Below are 23,857 nucleotides of genomic sequence, written 5' to 3' on the forward strand. Positions count from 1 at the left end.
CGCCTGAATCTCTTCTGCTTGACAGCAAGCCACCTTCAAGGGTTCTAGGGTCTGATCTAACATCATGCAAGCGCATGGAATCTGCCGAGCCCGCCCCGAAGGGGCCACGCGGGCCGGAGAGCGAGGAAGGGCCGGCCTGATGACCCATGGCAAATCCCGGGACGGCGAAGTGCTGCATGCCGTCGAGGGCGGGTCGGCGATGGTGGGCGCGAGCGAGCGCTCGCCGGATCTGAGCTATCTGCGTTCGGTGGTCGACCGCCGCCTGGGCTTGCTGCTGCCGACCACGGCCTCCAATCCCGCCACGCTGCATGCCGCCATGCGCCATATCCTGCTGGCACCCGGCAAGCGCCTGCGCCCCCTGCTCGCCATGTCGGCGGCCCTGCGTCTCGGCGCCGACGAGCATGCGGTGCTGGATTGCGGCTGCGCGCTGGAGATGATCCACGCCGCCTCGCTCATCATCGACGATCTGCCCTGCATGGACGACGCGAAGCTGCGGCGGAACCAGCCGGCGACCCACGTCCAGTTCGGCGAGGACGTGGCGGTGCTGGCCGCCATCTCCTTGCTGACGCGCGCCTATGGGGTGGTCGCCACGTCCGCCGCCGTGCCCGCGGCGGCGCGGGTGGAGATCCTCGCGATCTATACGAGCGCGGTCGGCTCCCTCGGCTTGTGCGGCGGGCAGTTCGACGATCTGCGGCCGGTCCCCGGGCGGAGCCTCGCCGCCACAGAAGACGTCAACCGCCGCAAGACCGGCCTGCTGTTCACGGCCGCAGTGGAAGCGGCGGGCCTCGTGCATGAGGCCCGCGCGGACGACATGGAAGCGCTACGCGATTTCGCCAATCATGTGGGCCGCGCCTATCAGATCCTCGACGATCTGCTGGATGTGCAATCCTCCGCCGCCGCGCTCGGTAAGGACGTGGGCAAGGACGAAGGCAAGGCCACGGTCATCGCCTCCCTCGGCGCCTCGCGCGCGGCGGGCTTGCTCGACAGCCATCTGCGCGGCGCGGCGGACGCCTCCGACCGCATCTCCCGCCGCAGCGATGTCGCCGACCCGCTGCGGGACTTCCTGCGCCATGCCTTCGCGGGCCTGCCGGGCGTCGCCTTGCCGTGAACGCCCCATTGCCCCTGCGGGCTGCCGAGGCCCCATCGGCGGCGCGCAGCGCACCCGTGCTCGAGGTCTCCCATGTGAGCGCCCACTATGGCGCCCGCGCGGTGCTGCGCGACACCTCGCTTGCGGTCGCGGCAGGTGAAATCACGGTGCTGCTCGGCCCCAACGGCGCCGGCAAGACGACGCTGATCCGCACCATTTGCGGACGCCTGCGCCCCGCCCACGGCACGGTGCGGGTGAAGGGCCATGACGCCCATCTGGGCGAAGCGCGCCGGCGCATCGGCCTCGTGCCGCAGGAACTGGCGCTCTATCCAAGCCTCACGGTGCGGGAAAATCTCGACGTCTTCGCCCGCCTCGCCGGCATGCCGCGCGCCGGCATCCCCGGACGGGTGACCGCCGTGATGGAGGCCGCCGGCGTGAGCGCGCGGGCGAACGAGCGAATCGACCGCCTTTCCGGAGGCTGGAAGCGCCGGGCCAATATCGCCGCGGCCCTGGTGGGCGAACCGGCGCTGCTGGTGCTGGACGAGCCCACCGTAGGCGTGGACCGCGACGCGCTCTCGGGCTTCGCCGACCTGCTGCGCGCGCTCGCGGCAGCCGGGCTCGCGGTGCTGATCGTGACACACGATCTGGAGCAGGCGGCGGCGGTGGCGGACCGCGTCGCCGTTCTGGTGAACGGGCATGTGGCGCTGGAGGGTCCGGTGCGCGCGCTCGTGGCGCGGCGCTTCGAGGGTGCGCGGCGGGTGGAATTGCGGTGGTCGCATCCGCCCGACGCGGACACTCGCGCCCATCTCACCGCTCTCGCGATCCTGCCGGACGCGACCGGTGCCACCTATGTCGGCAGGCTCCCCGCCGGCACCGGGGCGCTGGCCGATCTCCTGCTCACCCTTGAGCAGCGCCAGGTGATGCCGCGCGAAGTCTCCGTGCGCGAGCCGGACCTTGCGGCGCTCTATGCCGACGTGCTCGCCGAGGCGGGGCGATGATCGGCGCCATCATGAAAGCCATGGGGCTCACCTTGCTGCGCGACAAGGGCGCGCTGGTCATGACCTTCATCCTGCCGCCGTTGATGTTCCTGGTGTTCGCCGCGGTCTTCACCGGCGTGAGCGGCGACGATGCGCCGGTGAAGACTGCGATCGCCGACGCGTCCGGCAGCGAAGGCGGACATGCGCTTTTCCTGGCCATGCATAACGCGCCGCTGGTGAAGGCGATCCCGGTCAAGAATGAAGCCGCCGTGCGCGAAGCGGTGCGCTCCGGCGACGCCGACGCCGGGCTGGTGATCGTCTCCGACCCTTCGGCGGGCGGCAATGCGGCGCCCTTGCTGATCCTGGCCGATCCCGGCAGGGCGGCGGCTGCGGGCTTGCTGATGGCCCATGTGCAGAGCCTCATTTCCGAGCGGTTGCCGGAGGTCGGGCTGAAGCGGCTCGGCGCGCAGATGCAGTCCATCGTCGGCACCTTCACGCCCGAGCAGACCGAGCAGTTCAACCTTGCCCTGGAGGCGAGCGCGGAAAGCGTCGCCAAGGGCGAGAAGCCGCGCGGCGGCGATTTCTTCGCCCGCCAGACCGTGGATTCGCTGAAGGCCCTGCCCACCGTCACCTATTATGCCGGCGCCATCGCCGTGCTGTTCCTGCTGTTCTCTTCGGTACAGGGCGCCGCCTCTTTGGTGGAGGAGCGCCGCTCCGGCATCTTCGACCGCCTCGTCATGATGCCCGGCGGCAGCAGCGTGATGGTGCTCGGCAAATTCGCCTTCATTACCCTGCAGGGGGTGTTGCAGGTGACGCTTCTGTTCGCCGTCGCAGGGCTCGTCTATGGTGTGGCGGTGCTGCCGCATTTCGGCAGCTGGCTCATCACCACGATCGCTGCGGCCGCCGCGACTTCCAGCCTCGCCCTGGCATTGGCCTGCGCCGCGCGCACGCGGCAGCAGGCGCAGACGCTCTCCACCTTCGCCGTGCTGATGCTCTCGGCGATCGGGGGCAGCATGGTGCCGCGCTTCCTCATGCCCGCGTGGCTGCAGAGCGCCGGCTGGATCACGCCCAATGCCTGGGTGATCGAGGCCTATCAGGCCAGCCTGTGGCGGGGCGCCGCATTGAACGAGTTGGCGCCTGCGCTTTTCGTTCTTATTTGCTATGCTGTGGCCGGCCTTATAATCAGCATGGTGCTTGCGCGGCGCCATGTGCGGCTTGGCTGAAGGCGCGGTTTGGCTGAGGCGTCGCGTGCGGCCGCCGCGCCCAAGTCCAGGCCGCTAACGGAAGCTTGAGGCAGAACAAGGCACGCGGGTCCGCATTTTGCTCGCATGATGGGGGCATTTGTTGCGCCCGCATTGTCCGGGAGCGGCCTCCACCGCAATCCAGCATCCGGGGCGGGCATCCTGAACCTGAGTTTTGAACCATGACCATCGCCTTGAATACGCTGATCGTCCTCGTCACCGTCGCCATCATGGAAGGCGTCGCCTGGGCGGCGCACAAATACATCATGCACGGCTGGGGCTGGGGCTGGCATCGCTCCCACCACGAGCCGCACGAGGATGTGTTCGAGCGCAACGATCTCTATGCCGTCGTGTTCGCTTTGCTCGCCATCGGCCTGATCATCTATGGGGCGAACGGCTTCGGCCCGATCTATTGGGTCGGCGTGGGCATGACGGTCTACGGCTTCCTGTATTTCTTCGTGCATGACGGGCTCACCCACCAGCGCTGGCCGTTCCGCTATGTGCCGCGCAACGGCTATCTCAAGCGCCTCGTGCAGGCGCACCGACTGCATCACGCGGTGGACGGCAAGGAGGGCTGCGTCTCCTTCGGCTTCCTCTATGCCCAGCCGGTGCAGAAGCTGCGCGACCAATTGCGAGAGACCCATGGCGGTTCGCTGAAGAACCTGGACACCCGTTCGTGAGTCTCGCACCTTCCGAGCGGACCGGCGAAAACCCGCGCCGCCCGCGCGCACCCAGCGCGGCGGCGGTGGAGATGAAGCGCGCTTATGCCCGCCAGGGCGCCATCGGCCTCGCCCTCGCGGCGCTCGTCATCGGCGGCTGGCTGGCGGGGCACATCTTCGGCGTCTTCTTCCTACGCCTCGCGCCGCCGGATATCTACGCCGCGCCGCTGGTGATCGCGCTCCAGACCTGGCTTGATGTCGGCCTGTTCATCATCGCGCACGATTGCATGCATGGCTCGTTGGCGCCGTTCCGGCCGAAGATCAACCTCTGGGTAGGCCGGATCGCGCTCGGCCTCTATGCGGCCTTCAGCTACGATCGCCTCCTGCCGAAGCACCACGACCACCACCGGCATTCCGGCACGGCGGACGATCCCGATTTCGACGCCGACCATCCCGACTGCTTCTGGCCCTGGTTCCTGCGCTTCATGCGTACCTATTTCGGCTGGCGCGAGTTCGGCATCCTCACCGCTGTTCTGGCGGTCTATATCCTCGTTATCGGCGCGCCGGTGGTGAACGTGCTGCTGTTCTGGGCGCTGCCGGCGCTGCTCTCGGCGCTGCAATTGTTCTATTTCGGCACCTATCGGCCGCACCGCCACGGCGAACCCGGATTCGCTGACGCCCACAATGCCCGCAGCAACGAGTTCAGCTATGTCTGGTCGCTGCTGACCTGCTTTCATTTCGGCTATCACCACGAACACCACGAGGCGCCCTATGTGCCGTGGTGGCGGCTGCCGAAATATCGGCGGGAGAATACTGCGGGACGCGGCTGAGCGTTTCGCCCGGCGCTCTGTCTATCCCTGCGCCCGGGCCACCGCCGACAGGATCAGGTCCGCCGCCTCGCCCACTCCGCCGCTCGCCGTGATCTCGCTTTGGATGCGCCGCGCGGCGATGGCATAGGCGGGGTCGGATAGCACGAGGCCGAGGGCCTCTTCCACCCGCCGCGCCGATGCCTTCTTGGCCGGAAAGATGCGCGCGACCCCGCTATAGAGCAGGCGCGCGGAAATGCCGGGCTGCTCAAAGGCGATTGGCATGGCCACCAGCGGCACGCCCACGCTCAAGGCGTCCATTACCGTGTTGAAGCCGGCGTGGATCACTGCCGCCTTGCAATGGGCGAGCACCTGGCGCTGCGGCACGAAGGCCCGCACCACGGGATCGCCCGGCAGCGCGCGGGCTGCCTCATCGCTCAGAAGCCCGCCATGGGCGAGTACCAGGCGCACGTTCAGCTTCTGCGCCGCCTTCGCCACCGCCTGGAACAGGTCCGCCCGCGCGCCCTGCAAGGTGCCGAGTGAGCAAAACACCAAGGGCCGCCCGTCGCCATGCAGATCGAAATCCAGGCGCGCGTCCACCTCCGGCGTGCGGAACGGGCCGCAATAATGGAAGCACAGCGGCAGTTCGTTGCGCGGGAAATCCAGCCCCTTCACGCATTGCGCCACCTGTAGCAGCGGCGAGAAGCCCTGGTCCGCCAGCGGATCGAGCCCAAAGGCTTCGGCATGGCGCGCCACCACCTTGGCCATAGGCTTCATGAGGAAATCGGTGACCTTCCAGCCGCCCTCGCTCCACCACCGCCCCTTCTCCGTGGGGTCGTAAGGCCAGTCCACGAACGGCGGCGGCAGGCCGATCTCGCGGTTCAGCGGCAGGGCTGTGGCGGTGGAAACGAACGGCAGCTTCAGATGCCGTGCCACCAGCGCGCCGGCGGCTTCCGTCTGGTCTGCGATCACCGCGTCGATCCTTTCGGCGCGAAACGCATCCGGAAGATCGCGGCAGAGCATGTCGGTGATGTCGGCGGTCTCGCGGATCACCCGCAGCAGGCCGAGCGGCCCGGTGGGATTGGCGAGCGTATCGAGATGCGCCTTCAGCGCACCTGCCGGGTGGCTCGAAAGGCCCACAGCGCGAAAGCCGACCGGCGCATCGCGCACCATGTCGGCCGCATCCGCCATGTGGTAGAAAGTCACGCGATGCCCGCGCGCGACCAGCGTGCGCGACAGCGCCATCAGCGGGTTGAAATGGCCCGAGAGCGGCGGGGCAACGACCGCGAAATGCAGCGAGGTCATGCCGGGCGGGTCCAGAGGGTCTTGGGACGGGAGACCTCGGCCGAAGCGAGGCGGGACAGCGCCGCCTGTACTGCCCCGGAAGCGGCGAAGCCGATCTTCTCGGCCTTGCTGGTGGAGCGTCGCTCGTCCCAGGCGTGAGATCCCGCCGCGCGCACCTTGGTGCCGATTGCGCGATACACCGCCCGCGCGGTCGCGATGGCGCATGCGGAGCGGAACGGCAGCGCCCGCATGCCGATCAGCGCCGAGTCGTAATAAGGCTCGGCCAGATCGAGCAGCCGCGCCACCACATCCGCCACCTTCTGGCGGTTTTCCGGCAACGCCACGTCGCCCGGCTCCACGCCGCCGGCCCGCAGCCAGTCCGCCGGCAGATAGACGCGGCCGATGCCGGCATCCTCGACCACGTCGCGGGAAATATTGGTGAGCTGAAAGGCGAGGCCGAGATCGCAAGCGCGATGGAGCACTTGCTCCTCGCGCGCGCCCATGATCAGCGCCATCATCACGCCGACCACTCCCGCCACATGGTAGCAATAGGAAAGCGTGTCCTCGATTGTCTCGTAGCTGCGGTCCTCCACATCCATGCGGAATCCCTCCAGCAAATCGAGGGGATAGCGCTCGGGAATATCGTTGCGGCGGATCACCTCGGCGAAGGCTGCGAAGGCGGGGTGCGCGGTCGGCAGGCCGCGATAGGCGCGGTGTGTCTCCTCATACAGGCCATCCAGGCGCGCCTGTGCGCTCTCGGTCTGCGCCACCCGGCCATGACCCAGCTCCTGTCCGTCCACCACATCGTCGCAATGGCGGCACCAGGCGTAGAGCATCACGGCGTCCGCCCGCGTGCGCGGATCGAATAGCTTGGCCGCCGCCGCGAAGCTTTTCGACCCGTTGGCGATGGCCGCTTCGCTCGCGGTGAGAACATCGCTCACGCCCGGCCCTCCTTTGCGGAACCGACCCTGTCCATGGAAAGGGTGGGAAAATCCGCGATGATGAGACCGGCGGTCGCCTTCGCAGAGCCGACCACGCCCGGCACGCCCGCACCCGGATGGGTGCCCGCCCCGACGATGTAGAGATTGGGGATCTTGTCGTCGCGATTGTGCGGCCGGAACCACGCCGATTGCGTCAGCAGCGGCTCCACCGAGAAGGCCGAGCCCATGTGCGCGTTCAACTCGTCGCGAAAGCCGAAAGGGGTGAGGATGCGGCTCGTCACCAGATCCGCCTTGAGGCCCGGCAGCAGGCGGGCTTCGAGATAATCGAGGATGCGGTCGCGATATTTCGGCCCTTCCACGTCCCAGTCGATATCCGCCTTGCCGAGATGGGGCACGGGGGAAAGCACGTAGAAGCCGGTGCAGCCTTCCGGCGCGAGGCTCGGGTCCGAGACCGTGGGGGCATGCAGATAGAGCGAGAAATCCTCCGGCAGATCGGGCCCCGCGAAAATCTCGTCGATCAGCCCGCGATAGCGCGGCCCGAACAGCACCGTGTGGTGCTGGAGATGGTCATAGGTGCGCTTCGTGCCGAAATAGATCACAAACAGCGACATGGAATGGCGCATCTTGCCGAGCCGCTTGCCCTCGGCCTTGCCGCGCGGCGTGTTGCGCAGCAGCTTGGCGTAGGTGTGCACCACGTCCGCGTTTGAGGCGACGAGGTCGAATTTGGTGACGCTGCCGTCCGCCATGCGCACGCCCGTGGCGCGGCCGTTTTCCAGCACGATCTCGTCCACCGGCGCAGAGAGCTTCAGCGTGCCGCCGAGATCCTCGAACAGGCGCACCATGCCCTGTATCAGCGCGCCGGTGCCGCCGCGCGGGAAGAACACACCCCATTTGCGTTCAAGCGCATGGATCAGCGCATAGATGGAAGAGGTGGCAAACGGATTGCCGCCCACCAGCAACGAGTGGAAGGAGAAGGCCTCGCGCAGATGCTCATCCTTGATGAAGCGCGAGACCATGGCATAGACGCTGTTCCAGGCCTCCAGCCGCATGAGCTGCGGCGCGGCACGGATCATGTCCTTGAACGAAAGGAAGGGCACGGCGCCGAGCTTGATGTAGCCCTCCTCGAACACCGCCTTGGAATAAGCGAGAAACCTCCGGTAGCCCTCGACATCGACCGGCGATCTGGCGGCGATCTGCCGGTCCAGTCCGTCCTGGTCGTTGACGTAATCGAACTGGGCGCCGTCGCTCCACAGCAGCCGGTAGAAGGGCGAGATGGAGATCAGCTCTACGTAATCGGAGAGCTTGCGGCCGGCGACGGCGAACAGCTCCTCGAGCGCGCTCGGATCAGTGATGACGGTCGGTCCGCCGTCGAACGTGAACCCCTGACCCTCATAGACGTAGGCCCGACCGCCCGGCTTATCGCGCTTCTCATACAGGGTCACGTCGAAGCCCGCCGCCTGAAGGCGGATCGCAAGCGAGAGGCCACCGAAGCCGGAGCCTATGACCGCCGCCTTGCGATGGCCGTTGGGGTGCGTCTTCGTCAGCATCATGGCACGCGGGATCCGTGTTTCACGTCGCCGGTTTCATCCGGCCGATTTCACTCGGCGGAGCCGTCTCGCGCCTGCGATACAGCATCTTGTGCGGAAATGCATATCGCAGCCTCGGCCCGAGGCCTTCAGGCCGGCTCCGGCAGGCAGCGCAGCGCCGCCCCCAGCGGTACCGGCGGACGGCCCGTGAGAATGCGCGCCTTGTCCGCCAGAGTGAGGCGAGCGGCGTAAAAGCGCGCGATCAACGGCTCCGGCAGGCCGTAGAACCGCTGGAGAACCGTGTAACGCTGCGCCGGCGCCGCGGCACGAAACAGCATGCGGTTGAGCAGGCGGAAGAAGGAACGCCGTTCCCACGTCGCGAAGGCGTGATGTTTCACTAGATCCGCCAACCCCGGCCCGGACAGGTCCGCGCGGGTGGCCACAAGATCGGCCAATCCCATCGCATCGGGAAGCGAATAGCCGGTGGTGGGGTGGAAGAGCGCCGCGCGCAAGCCGGAGCGCACCACGCCCGCTGGCCCCGCGCGCCAGAAGGCCTCGAGATCGCCGCCCAAGGCGATCGGCAGCACGCCCTCCTCCTCGCGCAGGATTTCCTCCACCTGCCAGCCCTGGGCGAGCGCATAGGCCAGGATGCGCGCGCGCAGTGAACCGGGATCGAGGCCCGGCCCGTCGGCATAATAGGTGTCCTCGATCAGCACCGTGTCGGCCGTGAACGGCAGCAGATACATGAAGCGATAGCCGTCGAGCTGGGACACCGTGGCATCCATGATGACCGGCCCGGCGAGCCTGTGGGGGGCGGAAAGACGCACCTCCAGGCCGAGGAATTTCTGATAGCCCAGAACGAGATGCGGGCTCTCGCCCGGCCCGCGCCCATCCACCACGGCGCGCGCGGAAATCGTCTCGCCGCCCTCCAGCACCACGCGGTCGGCATGCAGTTCGGCAACCGGCGCATGCGTGCGGATTGCCGCGCCGAGACTGTCCTGCACCACCTGCGCCAGACGATGGGAGGCGATCGAGGCATAGCCGCCGGCGAGGGCGCGGCGGCGGGCGGGGAAACGCACGCTGTGCCCCTGCCAGCGCGACGTGATCATAGGCTTGAGAAAATCCAGCTGCGCGGGCGTCACGTCGGTCTGGTGGAAGGACCAGGTGTGATTGCCGCCGATCTGCGCGCCCGCCTCCAACAGAGCGAGCTTCAGCTCCGGCCGGGCCTGCTTCAGCCGCAGGGCGAGCAGCACATTGGCGAGCCCGCCGCCCACCAGCACCATATCCATCGCCGATCCATCTCCCGCATCTCACCGCTCTATCGCTCCCACGTCCATCGGGCGGGCACAAGCCCGAGGTCAGCGGGGCAGCGATTGACGCCGGTCATTCCGGAACCCCGGCCTCTGCCCCACATTGTTCGCAAGAGGGAACCAGCGGGAGAACGGCCATGGTTCAGGTTGTCGGCATCGATCATCTGGTGGTCCGCGTCAGCGATTATGAGAAATCCAAGGCCTTCTACGGCCGCCTGTTCGCGTTTCTGGGCTTCGAGGTTCTGGGCGATTATGGCGACATGATCGGCTGGACCAACGGCAAGACACGCTATTGGATCGGCCCGTGCGACGCGGAAGGCCGCAAACACAAATACCGCATCGGCGACGTGGGCTTCCACCACTACGCCTTCGAGCTGCGCAGCCGGCAGGATGTGGATGATCTGGAGCATTTCCTCAAACAGGAAAAGGTGGAGATCGTCGATCCCGCCGCCGAATATTACGAGGATTATTACGCGGTGTTCTTCCTCGATCCCGACGGCATGAAGCTGGAGGGAATGAAGTATGGCGAGAAGAGCGGCGCGAAAGCGAAAGGAAAGAGCGAGCCCGCATAAACCGCCCCGTTCGCCTTTATCCCGCATGGAATCGTTTCGCGGGTTGGCGCGGGTCGCGCGGCCCATTTGGCGCAAGATTTCAGCGCGAATGCGATTCGATATCTGCGTTTCGGAAGCCTATTTCTCGTTTGCAGCTTGAGATTTTTCGGTCCGAAAATACGCAAGAAGGAACAAATCGCCCCCTCCAGCATTACTAGCTTGAGCTTGGTGCTGGAGATATCGCTATGAGCCTTCTATTAATCGTCATTGTCCTCATCCTCGTTTTTGGAGGCGGAGGAATGTTCTATGGAGGCGGCCGCTACCGAAACCATGGTTTCGGGATCGGCGGCATTCTCCTGGTCCTCCTGGTCGTTCTGTTGCTGACCGGCGGCCTGGGACACGGCCCGATTCTCTAAATCACGATCGGTCCCTGCCGGATCGACCGCTCCGCCCTGCCCGTCGCTTTTGCGGTGGCCTTGGCGAAGCGGTCGACCGACGCGTTTCAAGTCCCATGCGATGCGACCGGATGCGGTTGCCGCCATACGCCGCCTGCGGACTTAAAAGTGTGCACAAGGACCTGCTGCTTCGCTGCAACATGCCCTCACTCAAAGCCGCGCACAAAGCGCCTAATACGAGGACGGCAGCAGCTTTTCTGCAATCACTCCGGTGGTGTCCGCCGAAGAAGATGGTGCGGAATTTCTGAAGATCACTTCATTGTTCTTTTGTCGCTACGTTGGTAGTTTGGGCCTGCGATAGGCAAAAACTAATCGGTGGAGATCGGGCAGAATATGCCGCGATTTCCAGATTGCATGATGGATCGTCCGGAATGACGCCGGATTTTGGGATGTCGGCGGCACGAAATGATGTGCTGTCAGAGGTGCTAACGCTCATCCGTCTGCGCGGAGAGCTGGTCTACACGGCGTTTCTAGGAGCGCCCTGGGGCCTCCGCTTTCAACCCGGGCCCGCCCATTTTCATTTCGTCGAGACTGGCGAAGTCTGGGTGACACCAGCCGGCGAAAGGCCAACGCGGATCAATCAGGGTGATCTTGTCTTGTTGCCGCTGGGAAAGGGCCATGTGATCACCGATGCCTTGGAATCACCGGCTGAAAATATCGGGGTCGTCGCTGCGGACCATTTTGATCGCGACGAACTGGTGTTGCGGCATGGCGGCGACGGGCCGGTCAGCCAATTGGTTGGAGGCTTCTTCAGCTTCGAGGGAAGCACGCTTCCGGCGGTCATGTCCGCGCTTCCTCCCTTGATCCATATCCCTCGGGGCGAGGCTGGTGCGCCACCTTGGCTCGCTGCGATATCTCGCTTCCTCGTCGCGGAGGCGCAGCAACCGAATCCCGGCTCGTCGCTGATGATTTCCCGACTGATCGATCTGCTGGTCATTCGCACGCTGCGCAGTTGGGCGGCGAGCGAAGCCAACCGAACAGGCTGGCTGGGAGGATTGGGAGAAGAGCGCATCGGACGCGTCCTGAGCGCCATGCACGCCGATCCCTTCCGGCGCTGGACGGTTCAGTCACTTGCCGAGATCGCGACAATGTCCCGCTCGATTTTTGCTGAGCGGTTCACCGCTGCGGTCGGCGAGCCGCCGCTACGCTATCTGTCGCGATGGCGCCTCACCATAGCCGCCGACCTGCTCCGCAGCGGCGGATTGAAAGTGACGGAAGCGGCGTATCAAAGCGGGTATGCCTCGGATGCAGCCTTCAGCCGTGCCTTCAAGGCACATTTCGGGTATGCGCCAAGCGAGGCCAGAGCCATCACTCGTCGTGACAGTTATTAAGCGCGTGATGCGGTTGCCAGGTGCGTCGAGCGCATGCGCGCCATTGCCGTTCAGCCGGCCGCCTTGATGAGTGCGGCTTCCAGTTCTCGGTCGAGATACAGCCCGACTTGCGTAATCCGCTCGTCTCCAAATTGGCCGAAGAGCGTGGAAGGTTTGTCGTATTCGAACACGGCCTCTCCGTTTTCGGTTTCAAAGAGGGCGACGCGGAGAGGCGCATAGAGCGCAGCGCCAAGATTGTGCCGAGTCATCGTCGAATGGATTTAACGGGATCGGAGTCGACGGACTGGCAGCCGCGGCCGGTGTGACGTCGGGTGCGTTCTATTCAAATTTCCCGAACAAGGAGGCCCTCCTCGAAGGTGTCATCGAGGCTTGTCTGGGAAAATCCTTCATCGATTCTACCGGGGCCATAGCCGAACGGCGGGAACTTCTCCGGACATGGCTCCACGAATACATCAGCGCCTATCATCGGGAGAATCCGGCAGTGGGCTGCGTCATGCCAACTCTGAGCGCCGACGTCGCGCGCGCCAGCCCGGCGGTTCGAGAGACATACAAGCTCAAGATGCTGGAACTGATCTGTAAAGTGTCGACTGTCCTCGGCGGCGCCGAAGAGGATCGCGAACAGCGTGCATGGAGCATCGTTGCCATGATGGTCGGCTCCATTGGGATCTCGCGCGCCATGCCGGACGGCGACGCGGCCAACTGCGCCATCGAGCATGCTCTCGAAACCGCCGTCTCTCTCATCGGCTGAGGGAATCTGCTCCAGGATTCAAAAGCCCGGCGCCCAGACGCGACTTAGCTCTCCCACACGACCCAGTCACCCTCACGCCCAAGGCATGCGTGACGGGAGGTGCGCCCAAGGCTCAGGACGCTCGCAAATCCGGACGATCGAGCATGACTTGCGGGGTTCAGATCATGGAGTCTTATTTGGCCAAGTCCTATGTTTTGAATGCGTTCAGCGAATGAAATTTGGATTACTCAGAGCATTTCCGGCGTGAAACCGATGTTAAATCGCGGCGGCCAGCACATTCCTGAGTATTGCAAATCATCCGGACTGAAATCAATCCGCAGCAAGGCGCTGCCAATGGAGACCAAAATGAAAACCCTCTTTCTATCCGCCGTTATGATGTCCACTGCCATGCTCGGCACGGGTACGGCCTCGGCACAGTCGAGCCAACCGATCAAGAACATCGTGCTGGTTCATGGCGCCTTCGTCGATGAGACCAGCTGGAATGGCGTGGCGGAAATCCTCAAGGCGAAGGGCTACCATGTGACCACCGTCAAAAATCCTCTGACCTCCCTCGCCGACGATGTCGCCGCGACGAATGCGGTGCTGAACGCTCAAGACGGACCGACCGTCCTGGTCGGTCATTCCTGGGGCGGCGTGGTGATCGGCGAAGCCGGCAACAACGCCAAGGTGTCCGCCTTGGTCTATGTCTCAGCCTTCGCACCCGATAAAGGCGAGAGCGTTTCGGCGCTGTCCAAAAGCGGTCCTGCGACCCCTGGCGTCAAGGCCATCCGGCCGGACAATAAGGGTTATCTGACCATCGATCCGGCCGTGTTCCCGAGTGCGGTGGCCGGCGATCTGCCGAAGGAAATCGGAGAGCACCTGGCGGCGCATCAGATGCCCATCAACCACACTGCGTTCGATGCTCCGGCCGAGGTCGCCGCGTGGCACGTCAAGCCGAGTTGGTATGTCCTCAGCGCGAAAGATCTGCTGCTCGATCCGCACGCGCAGGCCTTCTTCGCCGAACGCATCAAGGCCAAGGTGACCACAGTCGAAGGCAGCCATTCATCGCTCGCCTCGCATGCCAAAGAAGTGGCGGCGGTCATAGAGGCTGCGGCCGGCGCGAAGTAATTTTACCGCCGTGCGACGCTATTGGACCCGGTTCTGGAATCGATAGCGTCGCCGGCACCCTGGAGAGCTTTAATCACGGCAACTTCGCAAAGGCCGACAGGTTTTCGCCTGCCCGGCCTTTGATCTCACGCCATCAGCCTTCCCAGCGCAGATGGTCGTTGCCCCTCCGAGCCCGGACATAATGCAGCGTTGCCTTGGAACCGGCGGACATACGCGATTTTTCCGAATCCATTCTAGAGGAACGCCGCGCGGCATAAGCCGCACGGCGTCTATGATCGGCTGGTGCCGGTGTCAGTGGCTCACCTTCAGCACAAGGCGCTGGATACGCTCGTCGAGTGACTTGGCCACCGCATCGATCTCGGCATTCTTGAACTGGCCGAACAGCGTGGTCGGCTTGTCGTATTCCAACGTCGTGCCCCCTTCCTTATTGGCGTAGACGACGACGCGCAGCGGGGCGTAAAGGCCGGCGGCGGGGTCGATGTTCATCATCTCCGTCGCGGAGAGAATGTTCCCGATGTAGTAGGCGATGAGCTCCCGCTTCTCGCCCTTGAGCGCGAGCAGGTCGCCATGCAGCGCGATGTAGTGGATCGCCAGCCCGTCCTCGCCGGCGATGCGCTTGGCGCCGGCCCGTAAGGATTCGACATCGTTGCTGCGGATGAACTGGCGCAGTTCGTCCAGGCGCCCGAGCTTTTCGATGTCGGCCTTCACGTCCTTGTAGGCGCGCGGCGAGATCACCTTGATGTGCTCCACCGGAAGTGGCGTGGACACCACGCGCACGTCATCGCTGGCAAGCGCCGGCACCGCGAACAGGATGCCCGCAAGCACCAGTCCCGTCACATGTTTCCTCATAGTTCCCTCCTTCGTTTATGGTTTGGTTGTCTTGTCAGCGGGCGGTGGCGGTGGCACCGCCGTACGTGCCGATGTAGATCGCCGCGACACGCGGATCGCAGGCAAGATCGCGGGCGCTTCCTTCCAGCGTGATGCGGCCGGATTCGAGCACGTAGCCCCGGTCGGCGATGGCGAGGGCGGCGCGGGCATTCTGCTCGACGAGCACAATGGAGGTGCCGCCGTCGCGCAATTGGCCGATGATCTGCATGGTCTGGGCGATGATCCGGGGCGCGAGCCCGAGGCTCGGCTCGTCGAGCATCAGCAGCCGCGGCTCGCACATCAGGGCCCGGCCGAGCGCCAGCATCTGCCGCTCGCCGCCGGACAGCGTGCCCGCAAGCTGGCGGCGCCGCTCCTTCAGCCGGGGAAACAGCGCATAAATGCGCTCGCGGGTGCTAGCCGCACCGGCGCGTCCCCTCAGATAGGCGCCGAGGGCGAGATTGTCCTCCACCGCCATGTCGGAGAACAATTCCCGCCGCTCCGGCACCAGCGCGATCCCGGCTTCGAGACGGTCCTCGATGGGGATGCGCGAGATGTCGGTGCCGTCGAACACGATGGTGCCGGAAATCAGCCGGTTGAGCCCGGCCGTCGCGCCCAGAAGCGTTGTCTTCCCAGCGCCGTTGGGGCCGATGACGGTGGTGATCTGCCCCTGCTCGGCCTTCAGATCCAGGCCGAAGAGCGCCTCCGCGCGGCCGTAGCCCACCCGCAGGCCGGTGATCTCAAGAAGGCTCATGCGACGCCTCCCAGATAGGCTTCCAGGACCTTCGGATCGTTCTGGATGGCGGCGGGCACGCCCTCGGCGATCTTGATGCCGTATTCCATCACCACGATGCGGTCGGCGAGGTTCATGACGAACTCCATGTCATGCTCCACCAACAGAACGCTCATGCCGCGCGCCCTTAGTCCGGCGAGCAGGTCCGCCAGCCTCTGCTTTTCCGCATAGCGCAGGCCCGCGGCCGGCTCATCGAGCAGCAGGATCGCCGGTTCCAGCACGAGCGCCCGCGCGATTTCGACGATGCGCTGCTGGCCCAGCGAAAGCTGGCCCGCCGTCCGGTCGCGTTCCGCGAGAAGCCCGGTCTCGCCGAGCGCGCGCTCGGCGCTGGCGCGCAGCACCGCCTCCTCCGTGCGGTCGAGCCGCAATCCGTTGCGGACGAAGCCGCACGAGGCGGCGCGATGAGCGCCGAGCATCACGTTCTCGATCACTGGACGATCCGCCAGCAGCTTCACGTGCTGGAAGGTCCGCGCCATCCTGTCCGAGGCGATGGCGCGGGCGGGCTTGCGGTCGATCCGCGCGCCACGCAGCCGGATCTCACCGGCGGTCGGCCGCAGAACCCCGGTGATGAGGTTGAACATGGTGCTCTTGCCGGCACCGTTCGGCCCGATGAGCGCGACAATCTCGCGGGGGTGAACCTCAAACCCCACGTCCTGCACGGCGGCGAGACCGCCGAACTCCTTGCGCGCGCCTGTGATTGAAAGGAGGGTTTCGCCGGCTGCGTCCCGGCCGCGCGTTAGCACCGAAGGCGCAGCGGCATCGCACGTGACAGTCGAGGCCAGCGTCGGCGCCCGCGAAAGCCAGCGGCCGGCGAGCCGCGCCAGTCGCGGCCAAAGACCCTCTGGCATAAAGCACACCAGCACGATGACCGCGAGGCTGAAGGCGATCACCTCGAACTGGGCACCATCGCCGATCAGCGCCGGAAGCAGGTCCTGCAGCCACTGCTTCAGCAGCGTGACCATGACCGAGCCCAGCACCGCGCCGGCGATGGACGACATGCCGCCGATGACGACCATGAAGAGATATTCGATGCTCATGCCGAGGCCGAATGGGGTCGGGTTCACGAACCGCTGGAAATGCGCATAGAGCCACCCCGACAGTCCGGCGAGCAGAGCCGCATAGATGAACACCTTCAGCCGGTAGCGCGCGGTGTCGACGCCCATGGCCTCGGCCATCACCGTCTGCCCGTTGATGGCACGCAGGACCCGCCCCGCGCGGGAATTCAGCAGGTTCGCGGACATCCAGCAGGCGAAAGCGAGCACGGCGATGACCACCGGCAGCATGTCCCGCCCGGTGGACAGCACATAGGAGCCAATGGAGAGGGGCGGGATGCCCGACAGGCCGGTGAAGCGGCCGGTCATGTCCAAGTTGCCGAAGACGATATAGAAGCCCACGGCCCAGGCGATGGTCCCGAGCGGCAGATAGTGGCCCGAGAGGCGCAGCGTGACGAGCGCGAGCAAGACCGCTGCGACACCCGTGACGGCCAGCGCGATCACAAGCCCGATCCAGGGCGACAGGCCGTATTGGGTCGTCGCGATGGCCGTGGCGTAGGCGCCGAGGCCGGCGAAGGTTGCCTGACCGAAGGAGGTGGCGCCGGTGATGCCGGTCAACATCACCAGGCCGACGCAGACCAATGCGGCAAGGCCGATATAGACAAGCAGCGTCACCCAATATTCGGGCAGCACGCGCGATACGAGCACCGCGAGCACGAGGCTGACGAGGAGGAGAGCAAGGGCTTTCATCATTCCTCCGAATAGCCGTGTCGAACCGACAGCCAGAGCAGCACCGGCAAGACCAGGAAGAAAACGATGGCTTCCTTGAAGGCGCTGGCGAAGAAGGAGGCGTAGCTCTCGGTAAGCCCGACGAAGAGGGCGCCGAGCACCGCCATGGGGAAGCTCGCGAGGTTGCCGATGATGGCGCCGACGAACCCCTTCAGGGCGATGAAGAAGCCGGTGTCGTAATAGAGCGTGGTCAGCGGCCCCATCAGCAGGCCGCTGACGGCACCAAGCAGCGCGGCGAGGGTGAAGGCCATGCTGCCGCCCCGCTCGGGCCGGATGCCCACGATGCGCGCGCCGAGCCTGTTTGACGCCATGGCGCGCAACGCCTTCCCGAAGGTGGTGAGGGCGAAGGCCAGGGCGAGCGCGGCCATCACCAGCGCGGTCACGGCGAGGATCGAGACTTCGGAGCCGGAGAGGTGCAGATCGCCGATCTGGACGTCGAACGGGATGAGAACAGGCGTCCTGAAGCCTTCGGCCCCGAAGAAATACAGGCCGAAGCCGACCATCGCCGTGTGGACCGCCACCGAGACGATAAGCAGCAACAGCACCGAATAATCGGCGATCGGCGCATAGATGGTGCGGTAGAGAAGCGGCCCGAGCGGCACCACCACGAAAAGGGTTGCGAGCACCTGCACGGCAAAGCCCGCCCGCGGCGCGTCAATCCCGAAGAGCAGCACCGCGGCCACGACGGTGGGCGCGACGATGCGCAGAAGCGCGCCGGCGAGGCCGGCCGTGCCGCCCGGCATGGCAAGACGGGCCACACATTCGGCGCCGCCTGCCCAGATGGTCATCGCCACCAGCAGCCAGAAGGTCGCCGGGACGTGCCCGCCCTGAAGCATGGCGAGGCTCAGCGCGCCGTAGGTGACGAACTCGCCCTGGGGCACGAAGATGACGCGGGTCACGCTGAAGGTCAGCACCAGCGCCAGCGCGACCAGCGCATAGATGGCGCCATTCACCGCTCCGTCCTGGGCCAGGATAGAGGCAATCTGGATGTCCATTGTGCGGTCTCCCGAACATCTGCGGGTTTAGAGGTGGCCCACGTCGTAGCATTCATGCTCGAACTTGGTGCCGTGTTCCTCGCCCAACATCTTGTAGATGCGTTCGATATCCCCGAACGTATTGCGGAAGATGAAATCCTTGGTTCCGGTTAGGTAAGGCTCTTCCCAATCGTATTTCCAGCCCGAATATCGCTTCGCCAAAGGATGCAGGGCGAAGTTCATGGAGCCCATGTTCAGCGAGCACATCTCGGGCGCCGCCTTCAGTGGGGCCGCAAGGCGATCCTCCACGCTCATATTCAGCCCGCCGCCGGTGGTGATGTTGATCACGGCGTCGGTGGCCTGCTTGATGCGGGGCAAAAACTCCATGAAAACAGAAGGATCCGGGGATGGCCGACCGTCCCTGGGGTCGCGGGCGTGGAGGTGCAGGATGGCGGCGCCGGCCTCGGCGGCGGCGATGGCCTGCTCGGCGATCTCGCTGGGGGTAATAGGCAGCGCGTCCGACATGGTGGGCGTGTGGATGCCGCCCGTCACCGCGCAGGTGATGATGACCTTGGTTTGCATTGCCTGTCCTCGAGCGCGGCCGTTCTGTCCTTCGGATTGACTTGCGAAGGGGCCGTCATAACTGGAGCGCCCGTGCCGCCGCGATGGCATCCGGACGCACGCGACGGAGGGATTGCTGATAGCCGCTGATGGTCGGAACCTGCGCGACCACGCAGGCGATCCGACGGTCGATAGCCCCCAGCACCAGTGCATGCCCACCGCTGTAGCTCGATCCCCACAGCCCGATGCGGTCGCTATTCACACCGGGCTGAAGGCTGAGCCAGGTGATGACGTCCCGCGCATCGCGAATCTGCTGCCAGGGGTCGATCTCATGGCGCGGTTCGCCGCTGCTGCCGCCGAAGTTGCGGTGATCGTAGACGAGCACCGCAAAGCCCGCCGCCGCGAACGCCTCGGCGAAGCGCCAGAGGAAGTGGGCCGCGAGCGCTGCAAAACCGTGGGACATCACAATCGCAGCGCCATGATCCGCGTGGTTCGGTGGGGTATAGAGCGTGCCCACCAGGCGGGCTCCGTCACTGGTGGCGATGACGACGCTTCGACACTCAGATCTCGATCCGCCGGCAGCCTCCCCCACGCGCCCGCCCAACCTGCTCTCTTCCATAACCGCTCTCCGGGCCCGGTATTTCATCAAGGCGAAACAAGGCTCTTGACTCTTTAAGATGACCGGTCAAATTTATATCAATTCCGGCGCCCCCTCAAGTCGGAAGACACAGTCAGGACCCCGGTGCAACGACGCCGGCTGGAGGATCTGCAATGCCGATGATCGACCTGTCCCTGCCCAAGGGCGCGCTGCCGGCCGACAAGCTGGAAGCGATGATGCACCGGGCGGTGAAGACGCTGATGTGGTGGGAGAAGATCCCCGACACACCCGAAGCGAGAAACATCGCCTGGGCCTTCGTGAATGAGCTCGAACCGCGCCACGTCTTCATTGGTGGCATGCCGCCCGGTCGACCGCGCTATCGGTTTCGCGTCCACACCATCGAGGGCCTCATGGACGACCGTGCCAAGCAGGGCGTCATGCGCGATCTTACACGGCTCGTCCTGGAGACGGAGGGCGTGCCGATCGACGCCGACAATGCCGGGCGCGTGTGGTGCATCCTGCGGGAATATCCGCGGGCGAACTGGGGCATCGCGGGCTATCCCTTCCCCCCGTCCGGCTATCTCTCCGGCGCCAGCCAGATTGCGGTCTCTCCCCAGGATTTCGTGGAATGAGCCCGTGGAGCATGATAAATTAGACCGGTCGGCTTGTTGATTGATCGTGCCGACTGGACCGACAAGAGGGATGTTGACGATGGCCAATCGCGCACCGAACCGGCGCGGCGCGGAGACCCGCTCCAAGCTTCTAGCGGCGGGACTTTCCGAGTTTCACGCACGCGGTTTCAACGCCACGGGCGTGGATGTCATCGCCAAGACCGCCGAGGTGCCGAAAGGCTCCTTCTACAATTTGTTCGAGAGCAAGGAAGCGTTCGCAGCCGAGATCATCGACCTCTATTTCGAGCGGCACCGGAGCAAGATCGCGGAATTCTTCGACAAGGCGGAGCTGCCGCCCCTCGACCGGCTCCGCGGCTATTTCCATGAGCGCATCGGCTTCTTCGTCCGCCTCGGCTTCAAGAAGGGGTGCATGATGGGAAATCTCAGCCTGGAAACCGCCGATCATAGCGAGCGGATGCGCCAGCGGCTGGCCGAAAACTTCAGCATCTGGAGCGGTCTGTTGGCAGCGACCATCGCCGAGGCGCAGCGCCGCGGCGACATCAAGTCGAAGACCGATCCGGAGATCCTCGCCGACTTCATCCTGAACAGCTGGGAAGGAGCCTTGCTGCGCATGAAGGCCGCACAGAGCGTAAAGCCCCTGGAGGAGGCCACCAAGATCATCTTCGAGACCATTCTGGTGTGAAGCAAAAAGCAGAAGGTCTGGTGAGACACAAAAATCAGGAGGAAACCAATGAGCGACAACAGCACAATCATCGAGGCATGCCGCGCCGCGTTTACCGGCTTCGAGGCGAACGACAAGCGCAAGCTCGTCGAGCTTCTGGCACCGGATGTGGTGTTTGAATTCCCAACCTCCCTGCCCTATGGGGGAAAGTACAAGGGTATCAACGAATTCAAGGCCTTCTGGGCCGATCTCTACGACAATTACTACGATTATTTCAATTATGACGCCCACGCGGTTCTCGATGCGGGCAGCCACGTGGTGGTTCCGGTCGTCGCCCGCGCCAAGGCGAAGAACGGCCGCTTCATGGAAAACGAGCATTGCATGCTCTTCAAGGTCGAGAACGGTCGCATCGTCTATGGCCGCATCTATGCCGACACAGCCAAGGGCCGCGATGTGATGGAGGGGATGATGCAGCACCCCTCGCGCGCTTCGGCCTGATCATCCCACACTGACATCAAGGACCTGACGCGGCATCGCGTATGCCGCGCAGTCACCGCGCATCGGCAAGGGCGCGGAAGGGACACGCGCGCCTTGCCGATCGCCTGGCCGAAGGCCGGCCCCGCCGCGCCGAGATGCGTCGTCCGCATCAACGGCTGGCGACAGCCTGAACAAAAAACAGAGAACCCGGGAGGAAGCCATGATTACGCGTTCCGCCTTCATCCGCGGCGGTGCAGCCGTTCTGGCGCTTGGCGCAGCCGGCGTTGCCCGCGCCCAGGACAAAAAGCCGATCCGCATCGGCGTGCTTACGGACCTGTCCGGCAATTATTCGGACCCTGCGGGCATGGGTGCGGTGGAGGCTGCACGCATGGCGATCGAGGAGCTGGGGGGCAATGTCCTCGGGCGCCCGGTCGAGCTGCTCCAGGCCGACCACCAGAACAAAGCGGACATCGGTGCCGGCATCGCCCGTCGCTGGTTCGACGTGGAAGGTGTCGGTGCGATTTTCGAGATGGTCTCCTCGGCCGTTGCCCTCGCCGTGCAGGACATCGCACGGGAGAAGAACCGCATCTCGGTGGCCACCGGCGCCGCCACCTCCGCCCTCACCGGCAAGGCCTGTTCGCCCACGGGGATGCACTGGGTCTACGACACCTATGCGCTGGCCAATTCAACGGCGCGCGAACTGGTGCGGCAGGGCGGCGACACCTGGTACTTCATCACGGCCGATTACACCTTCGGCCATGCGCTCCAAGCCGATGCCACCGCCCTCATCGAAGCCAACGGCGGCAAGGTGTTGGGCGCGGCGCGCCATCCTCTCGGCACGCAGGATTTCTCGAGCTTCCTGCTGCAGGCCCAGCAGTCGGGCGCGAAGATCATCGCCTTCGCCAATGCCGGGAAGGATTTCGCGAACGCGCTGACCCAGGCGAACGAATTCGGTGTGGGAGCGGACGGCAAGCAGCGCCTTGCCGCCCTTCTGATCACCCTCAGCGAGGCCAAGTCCCTGGGCACCAAGGCGGCGCAGGGCCTCTACCTCACCGAGGGCTTCTATTGGGACTATGACGATGCCACCCGCGCCTGGTCGCAGAAATTCTATCAGCGGCGCCAGGCTATGCCGACCTCCTTCCAGGCCGGCACCTATTCCGCCGTGCGTCACTATCTGAAGGCCATCGCGGCGGCGAATACCGACGACACCACCAAGGTGGTGGAGAAGATGCGCGAGATGCCGGTGGACGACATGTTCGCCCGCGGCGGCCGCCTGCGGCCCGACGGCCGCATGGTGCACGACATGCTGTTCGCACAGGTGAAGACTCCGGCGCAGAGCAAGGGCGAATGGGACCTTTACAGGATCCTGCGCACCGTGCCCGGCCCTGAGGCCTTCCGCCCGCTCGACAAGGGCGGATGCCCGCTCGCGTCCCTGTGACCCCGAGACAGGACAGACAGCCATGACCTTGAACACCAACACCGTGAACTGGGATCGCGTCGCCAAGAACGTGGAGCGCGAGCGTATCCGCACCTATTGGCGTCCCTACGGCCTGCCGGACATCATGGACACCGCGAAGAGCCACATCTCGGGCGCGGATCCCATGCCCCGCTGGGAGATCCCGCCGAAGGCGATCATCTCCGCCGCCATCAATGGCGCGTTCTTCACCAAGGCCCAGAACCCCAACCAGCCCACGACGCCGGAGGAGATCATCGCTTCCGCCGAGGCCTGCATTGCGGAGGGCGCGCAGGTCATCCATGTCCATGCGCGCGATGCCAAGGGCTACAACGTGCTGGACCCGCAGCTGTTCGGCGACGTGCTGCGCCACCTGAGGGCGTCGCATCCCACCCTCGCCTTCGATGCCTGCCTCGTCGCCGTGGATGACGAGGAATGCGATGGGCTGGAGCAGATGCTAAAGCTGGGGCTCATCGATGCGGTGCCGGTCAACACCACGGCGCTGATTCTGGGCGACAACCTTTTCGTCAAGCCGCCCCATGCCATCATCGAGAAGACACGGCTGGTGCTGGAGGCGGGCCTCACCCCGCAGATCGCGGTCTATACCGACGGCGACATCGACAATGCGCGGCGCCTGCTCATCGACAGCGGCCTCATCTGCGGCCCCCTCACCTGGCTGGTGCTCGCCGGACTGCCGGGATGCAGCCCCATGTACAGCCCGGAGAGCATGATCGAGTGCCTGATGCGGCAGGTGCGCCTCATCCGCCATGTGGATCCGGGCGCGGTGATCATGGTCTGCGCCGGTGGCCGCGCCAGCAGCCACATGGCGACGCTCGGCCTGCTCATGGGCCTTCATGTACGCGTCGGCATGGAGGATACGGTGTGGAAGTGGCCGCACCGCGACGACCTCATCGAGAGCAACGCCGGCCTGTTCCGCATGGTGCGGGACATCGCCGAAAACCTCGGCCGCGATCTCATGCCAGCGCACGAATATCTCGCGCTGGCCAAGGCGCGCCCCGCACGTAACGCGGCGGAGTGAG

General features: G+C 65.1%; 25 protein-coding genes and 1 pseudogene. 14 read left to right on the plus strand and 12 right to left on the minus strand.

The features are described 5' to 3' along the window. Positions 1 to 139 precede the first annotated feature (139 nt). The 5 genes from V5F68_RS14265 to V5F68_RS14285 all read left to right on the plus strand — a co-directional run bounded on the left by V5F68_RS14265 (position 140) and on the right by V5F68_RS14285 (position 4,794). A complete protein-coding gene (locus V5F68_RS14265) occupies positions 140 to 1,108 on the plus strand; it encodes a polyprenyl synthetase family protein (protein WP_394013190.1) in 969 nt (322 codons plus the stop codon). Next, on the plus strand, positions 1,105 to 2,085 hold the full coding sequence (locus V5F68_RS14270) for an ABC transporter ATP-binding protein (protein WP_394013191.1): 981 nt from the start codon (positions 1,105 to 1,107) through the stop codon (positions 2,083 to 2,085). Before V5F68_RS14265 ends, V5F68_RS14270 begins: the two co-directional genes overlap by 4 nt. Further along, positions 2,082 to 3,287: an ABC transporter permease gene (locus V5F68_RS14275; protein WP_394013192.1), complete on the plus strand. Its 1,206-nt coding sequence runs from the start codon at positions 2,082 to 2,084 to the stop codon at positions 3,285 to 3,287. Before V5F68_RS14270 ends, V5F68_RS14275 begins: the two co-directional genes overlap by 4 nt. Before the next feature lie 200 nt (positions 3,288 to 3,487). After that, positions 3,488 to 3,985, plus strand: coding sequence for a sterol desaturase family protein (locus V5F68_RS14280; RefSeq protein WP_394013193.1), 498 nt, complete (start codon positions 3,488 to 3,490; stop codon positions 3,983 to 3,985). Then, a complete protein-coding gene (locus V5F68_RS14285) occupies positions 3,982 to 4,794 on the plus strand; it encodes a fatty acid desaturase (RefSeq protein WP_394013194.1) in 813 nt (270 codons plus the stop codon). The genes V5F68_RS14280 and V5F68_RS14285 overlap by 4 nt, the downstream gene beginning before the upstream one ends. A gap of 21 nt (positions 4,795 to 4,815) precedes the next feature. Here the strand turns inward: V5F68_RS14285 and V5F68_RS14290 are convergent, their stop codons facing one another. The 4 genes from V5F68_RS14290 to crtY all read right to left on the minus strand — a co-directional run bounded on the left by V5F68_RS14290 (position 4,816) and on the right by crtY (position 9,810). Then, the gene (locus V5F68_RS14290; RefSeq protein WP_394013195.1) at positions 4,816 to 6,075 is read right to left on the minus strand and encodes a glycosyltransferase; all 1,260 of its coding nucleotides are present in this window, start codon (positions 6,073 to 6,075) and stop codon (positions 4,816 to 4,818) included. After that, entirely contained in the window at positions 6,072 to 6,995 is a 924-nt protein-coding gene (locus V5F68_RS14295; protein WP_394013196.1) for a phytoene/squalene synthase family protein, read from the minus strand. Before V5F68_RS14295 ends, V5F68_RS14290 begins: the two co-directional genes overlap by 4 nt. Then, on the minus strand, positions 6,992 to 8,545 hold the full coding sequence (locus V5F68_RS14300) for a phytoene desaturase (RefSeq protein ID WP_394013197.1): 1,554 nt from the start codon (positions 8,543 to 8,545) through the stop codon (positions 6,992 to 6,994). Before V5F68_RS14300 ends, V5F68_RS14295 begins: the two co-directional genes overlap by 4 nt. Before the next feature lie 125 nt (positions 8,546 to 8,670). Further along, complete coding sequence (crtY, locus tag V5F68_RS14305; protein ID WP_394013198.1) at positions 8,671 to 9,810, minus strand: lycopene beta-cyclase CrtY; 1,140 nt, start codon at positions 9,808 to 9,810, stop codon at positions 8,671 to 8,673. Positions 9,811 to 9,968: 158 nt separating this feature from the next. Between crtY and V5F68_RS14310 the strand changes: the two genes are divergently transcribed. Further along, positions 9,969 to 10,403 (plus strand): VOC family protein, encoded by a 435-nt coding sequence (locus V5F68_RS14310; RefSeq protein ID WP_394013199.1) that lies wholly within the window; start codon positions 9,969 to 9,971, stop codon positions 10,401 to 10,403. A 236-nt stretch (positions 10,404 to 10,639) separates the two neighbouring features. On the opposite strand, the gene V5F68_RS14315 is transcribed toward V5F68_RS14310, so the two are convergent. Then, a complete protein-coding gene (locus tag V5F68_RS14315) occupies positions 10,640 to 10,924 on the minus strand; it encodes a hypothetical protein (RefSeq protein WP_394013200.1) in 285 nt (94 codons plus the stop codon). A 284-nt stretch (positions 10,925 to 11,208) separates the two neighbouring features. On the opposite strand from V5F68_RS14315, the gene V5F68_RS14320 reads away from it, so the two are divergent. Continuing rightward, positions 11,209 to 12,168, plus strand: coding sequence for an AraC family transcriptional regulator (locus tag V5F68_RS14320; protein WP_394013201.1), 960 nt, complete (start codon positions 11,209 to 11,211; stop codon positions 12,166 to 12,168). Between the two features lie 50 nt (positions 12,169 to 12,218). On the opposite strand, the gene V5F68_RS14325 is transcribed toward V5F68_RS14320, so the two are convergent. Further along, complete coding sequence (locus V5F68_RS14325) at positions 12,219 to 12,416, minus strand: DUF302 domain-containing protein (protein ID WP_509274321.1); 198 nt, start codon at positions 12,414 to 12,416, stop codon at positions 12,219 to 12,221. A gap of 35 nt (positions 12,417 to 12,451) precedes the next feature. Here V5F68_RS14325 and V5F68_RS14330 point away from each other — a divergent pair, with 35 nt between their 5' ends. Continuing rightward, entirely contained in the window at positions 12,452 to 12,916 is a 465-nt protein-coding gene (locus tag V5F68_RS14330) for a TetR/AcrR family transcriptional regulator (protein ID WP_394013481.1), read from the plus strand. 345 nt (positions 12,917 to 13,261) lie between these two features. After that, complete coding sequence (locus V5F68_RS14335) at positions 13,262 to 14,023, plus strand: alpha/beta hydrolase (RefSeq protein WP_394013482.1); 762 nt, start codon at positions 13,262 to 13,264, stop codon at positions 14,021 to 14,023. 291 nt (positions 14,024 to 14,314) lie between these two features. Here the strand turns inward: V5F68_RS14335 and V5F68_RS14340 are convergent, their stop codons facing one another. The 6 genes and pseudogenes from V5F68_RS14340 to V5F68_RS14365 all read right to left on the minus strand — a co-directional run bounded on the left by V5F68_RS14340 (position 14,315) and on the right by V5F68_RS14365 (position 19,513). Next, a complete protein-coding gene (locus V5F68_RS14340; RefSeq protein ID WP_394013202.1) occupies positions 14,315 to 14,872 on the minus strand; it encodes a DUF302 domain-containing protein in 558 nt (185 codons plus the stop codon). A gap of 34 nt (positions 14,873 to 14,906) precedes the next feature. After that, on the minus strand, positions 14,907 to 15,641 hold the full coding sequence (locus tag V5F68_RS14345) for an ABC transporter ATP-binding protein (protein ID WP_394013203.1): 735 nt from the start codon (positions 15,639 to 15,641) through the stop codon (positions 14,907 to 14,909). After that, on the minus strand, positions 15,638 to 17,425 hold the full coding sequence (locus tag V5F68_RS14350) for a branched-chain amino acid ABC transporter ATP-binding protein/permease (protein WP_394100473.1): 1,788 nt from the start codon (positions 17,423 to 17,425) through the stop codon (positions 15,638 to 15,640). Before V5F68_RS14350 ends, V5F68_RS14345 begins: the two co-directional genes overlap by 4 nt. Then, positions 17,422 to 18,456: a branched-chain amino acid ABC transporter permease gene (locus V5F68_RS14355; RefSeq protein ID WP_394013205.1), complete on the minus strand. Its 1,035-nt coding sequence runs from the start codon at positions 18,454 to 18,456 to the stop codon at positions 17,422 to 17,424. Before V5F68_RS14355 ends, V5F68_RS14350 begins: the two co-directional genes overlap by 4 nt. A 30-nt stretch (positions 18,457 to 18,486) precedes the next feature. Next, positions 18,487 to 19,017, minus strand: a pseudogene (locus tag V5F68_RS14360) (beta-keto acid cleavage family enzyme); the annotation flags it as partial. Positions 19,018 to 19,072: 55 nt separating this feature from the next. Continuing rightward, on the minus strand, positions 19,073 to 19,513 hold the full coding sequence (locus tag V5F68_RS14365) for an alpha/beta fold hydrolase (protein WP_509274324.1): 441 nt from the start codon (positions 19,511 to 19,513) through the stop codon (positions 19,073 to 19,075). A gap of 254 nt (positions 19,514 to 19,767) precedes the next feature. Here V5F68_RS14365 and V5F68_RS14370 point away from each other — a divergent pair, with 254 nt between their 5' ends. From V5F68_RS14370 to V5F68_RS14390, 5 genes are all read left to right on the plus strand, one after another. Further along, the gene (locus V5F68_RS14370) at positions 19,768 to 20,226 is read left to right on the plus strand and encodes a tautomerase family protein (RefSeq protein WP_394013206.1); all 459 of its coding nucleotides are present in this window, start codon (positions 19,768 to 19,770) and stop codon (positions 20,224 to 20,226) included. A gap of 79 nt (positions 20,227 to 20,305) precedes the next feature. Then, the gene (locus V5F68_RS14375; RefSeq protein ID WP_394013207.1) at positions 20,306 to 20,908 is read left to right on the plus strand and encodes a TetR/AcrR family transcriptional regulator; all 603 of its coding nucleotides are present in this window, start codon (positions 20,306 to 20,308) and stop codon (positions 20,906 to 20,908) included. A gap of 48 nt (positions 20,909 to 20,956) precedes the next feature. Next, positions 20,957 to 21,385 carry a nuclear transport factor 2 family protein gene (locus tag V5F68_RS14380; RefSeq protein WP_394013208.1) on the plus strand — a complete coding sequence of 143 codons (429 nt, stop codon included), beginning with the start codon at positions 20,957 to 20,959 and terminating at the stop codon, positions 21,383 to 21,385. A 199-nt stretch (positions 21,386 to 21,584) separates the two neighbouring features. Then, positions 21,585 to 22,802, plus strand: coding sequence for an ABC transporter substrate-binding protein (locus tag V5F68_RS14385; protein WP_394013209.1), 1,218 nt, complete (start codon positions 21,585 to 21,587; stop codon positions 22,800 to 22,802). A 22-nt stretch (positions 22,803 to 22,824) separates the two neighbouring features. Next, positions 22,825 to 23,856 (plus strand): beta-keto acid cleavage family enzyme, encoded by a 1,032-nt coding sequence (locus tag V5F68_RS14390; protein ID WP_394013210.1) that lies wholly within the window; start codon positions 22,825 to 22,827, stop codon positions 23,854 to 23,856. Position 23,857 lies beyond the last annotated feature (1 nt).

Source organism: Roseixanthobacter pseudopolyaromaticivorans, from assembly GCF_043195145.2.
Classification (GTDB): Bacteria; Pseudomonadota; Alphaproteobacteria; order Rhizobiales; family Xanthobacteraceae; genus NCEH01.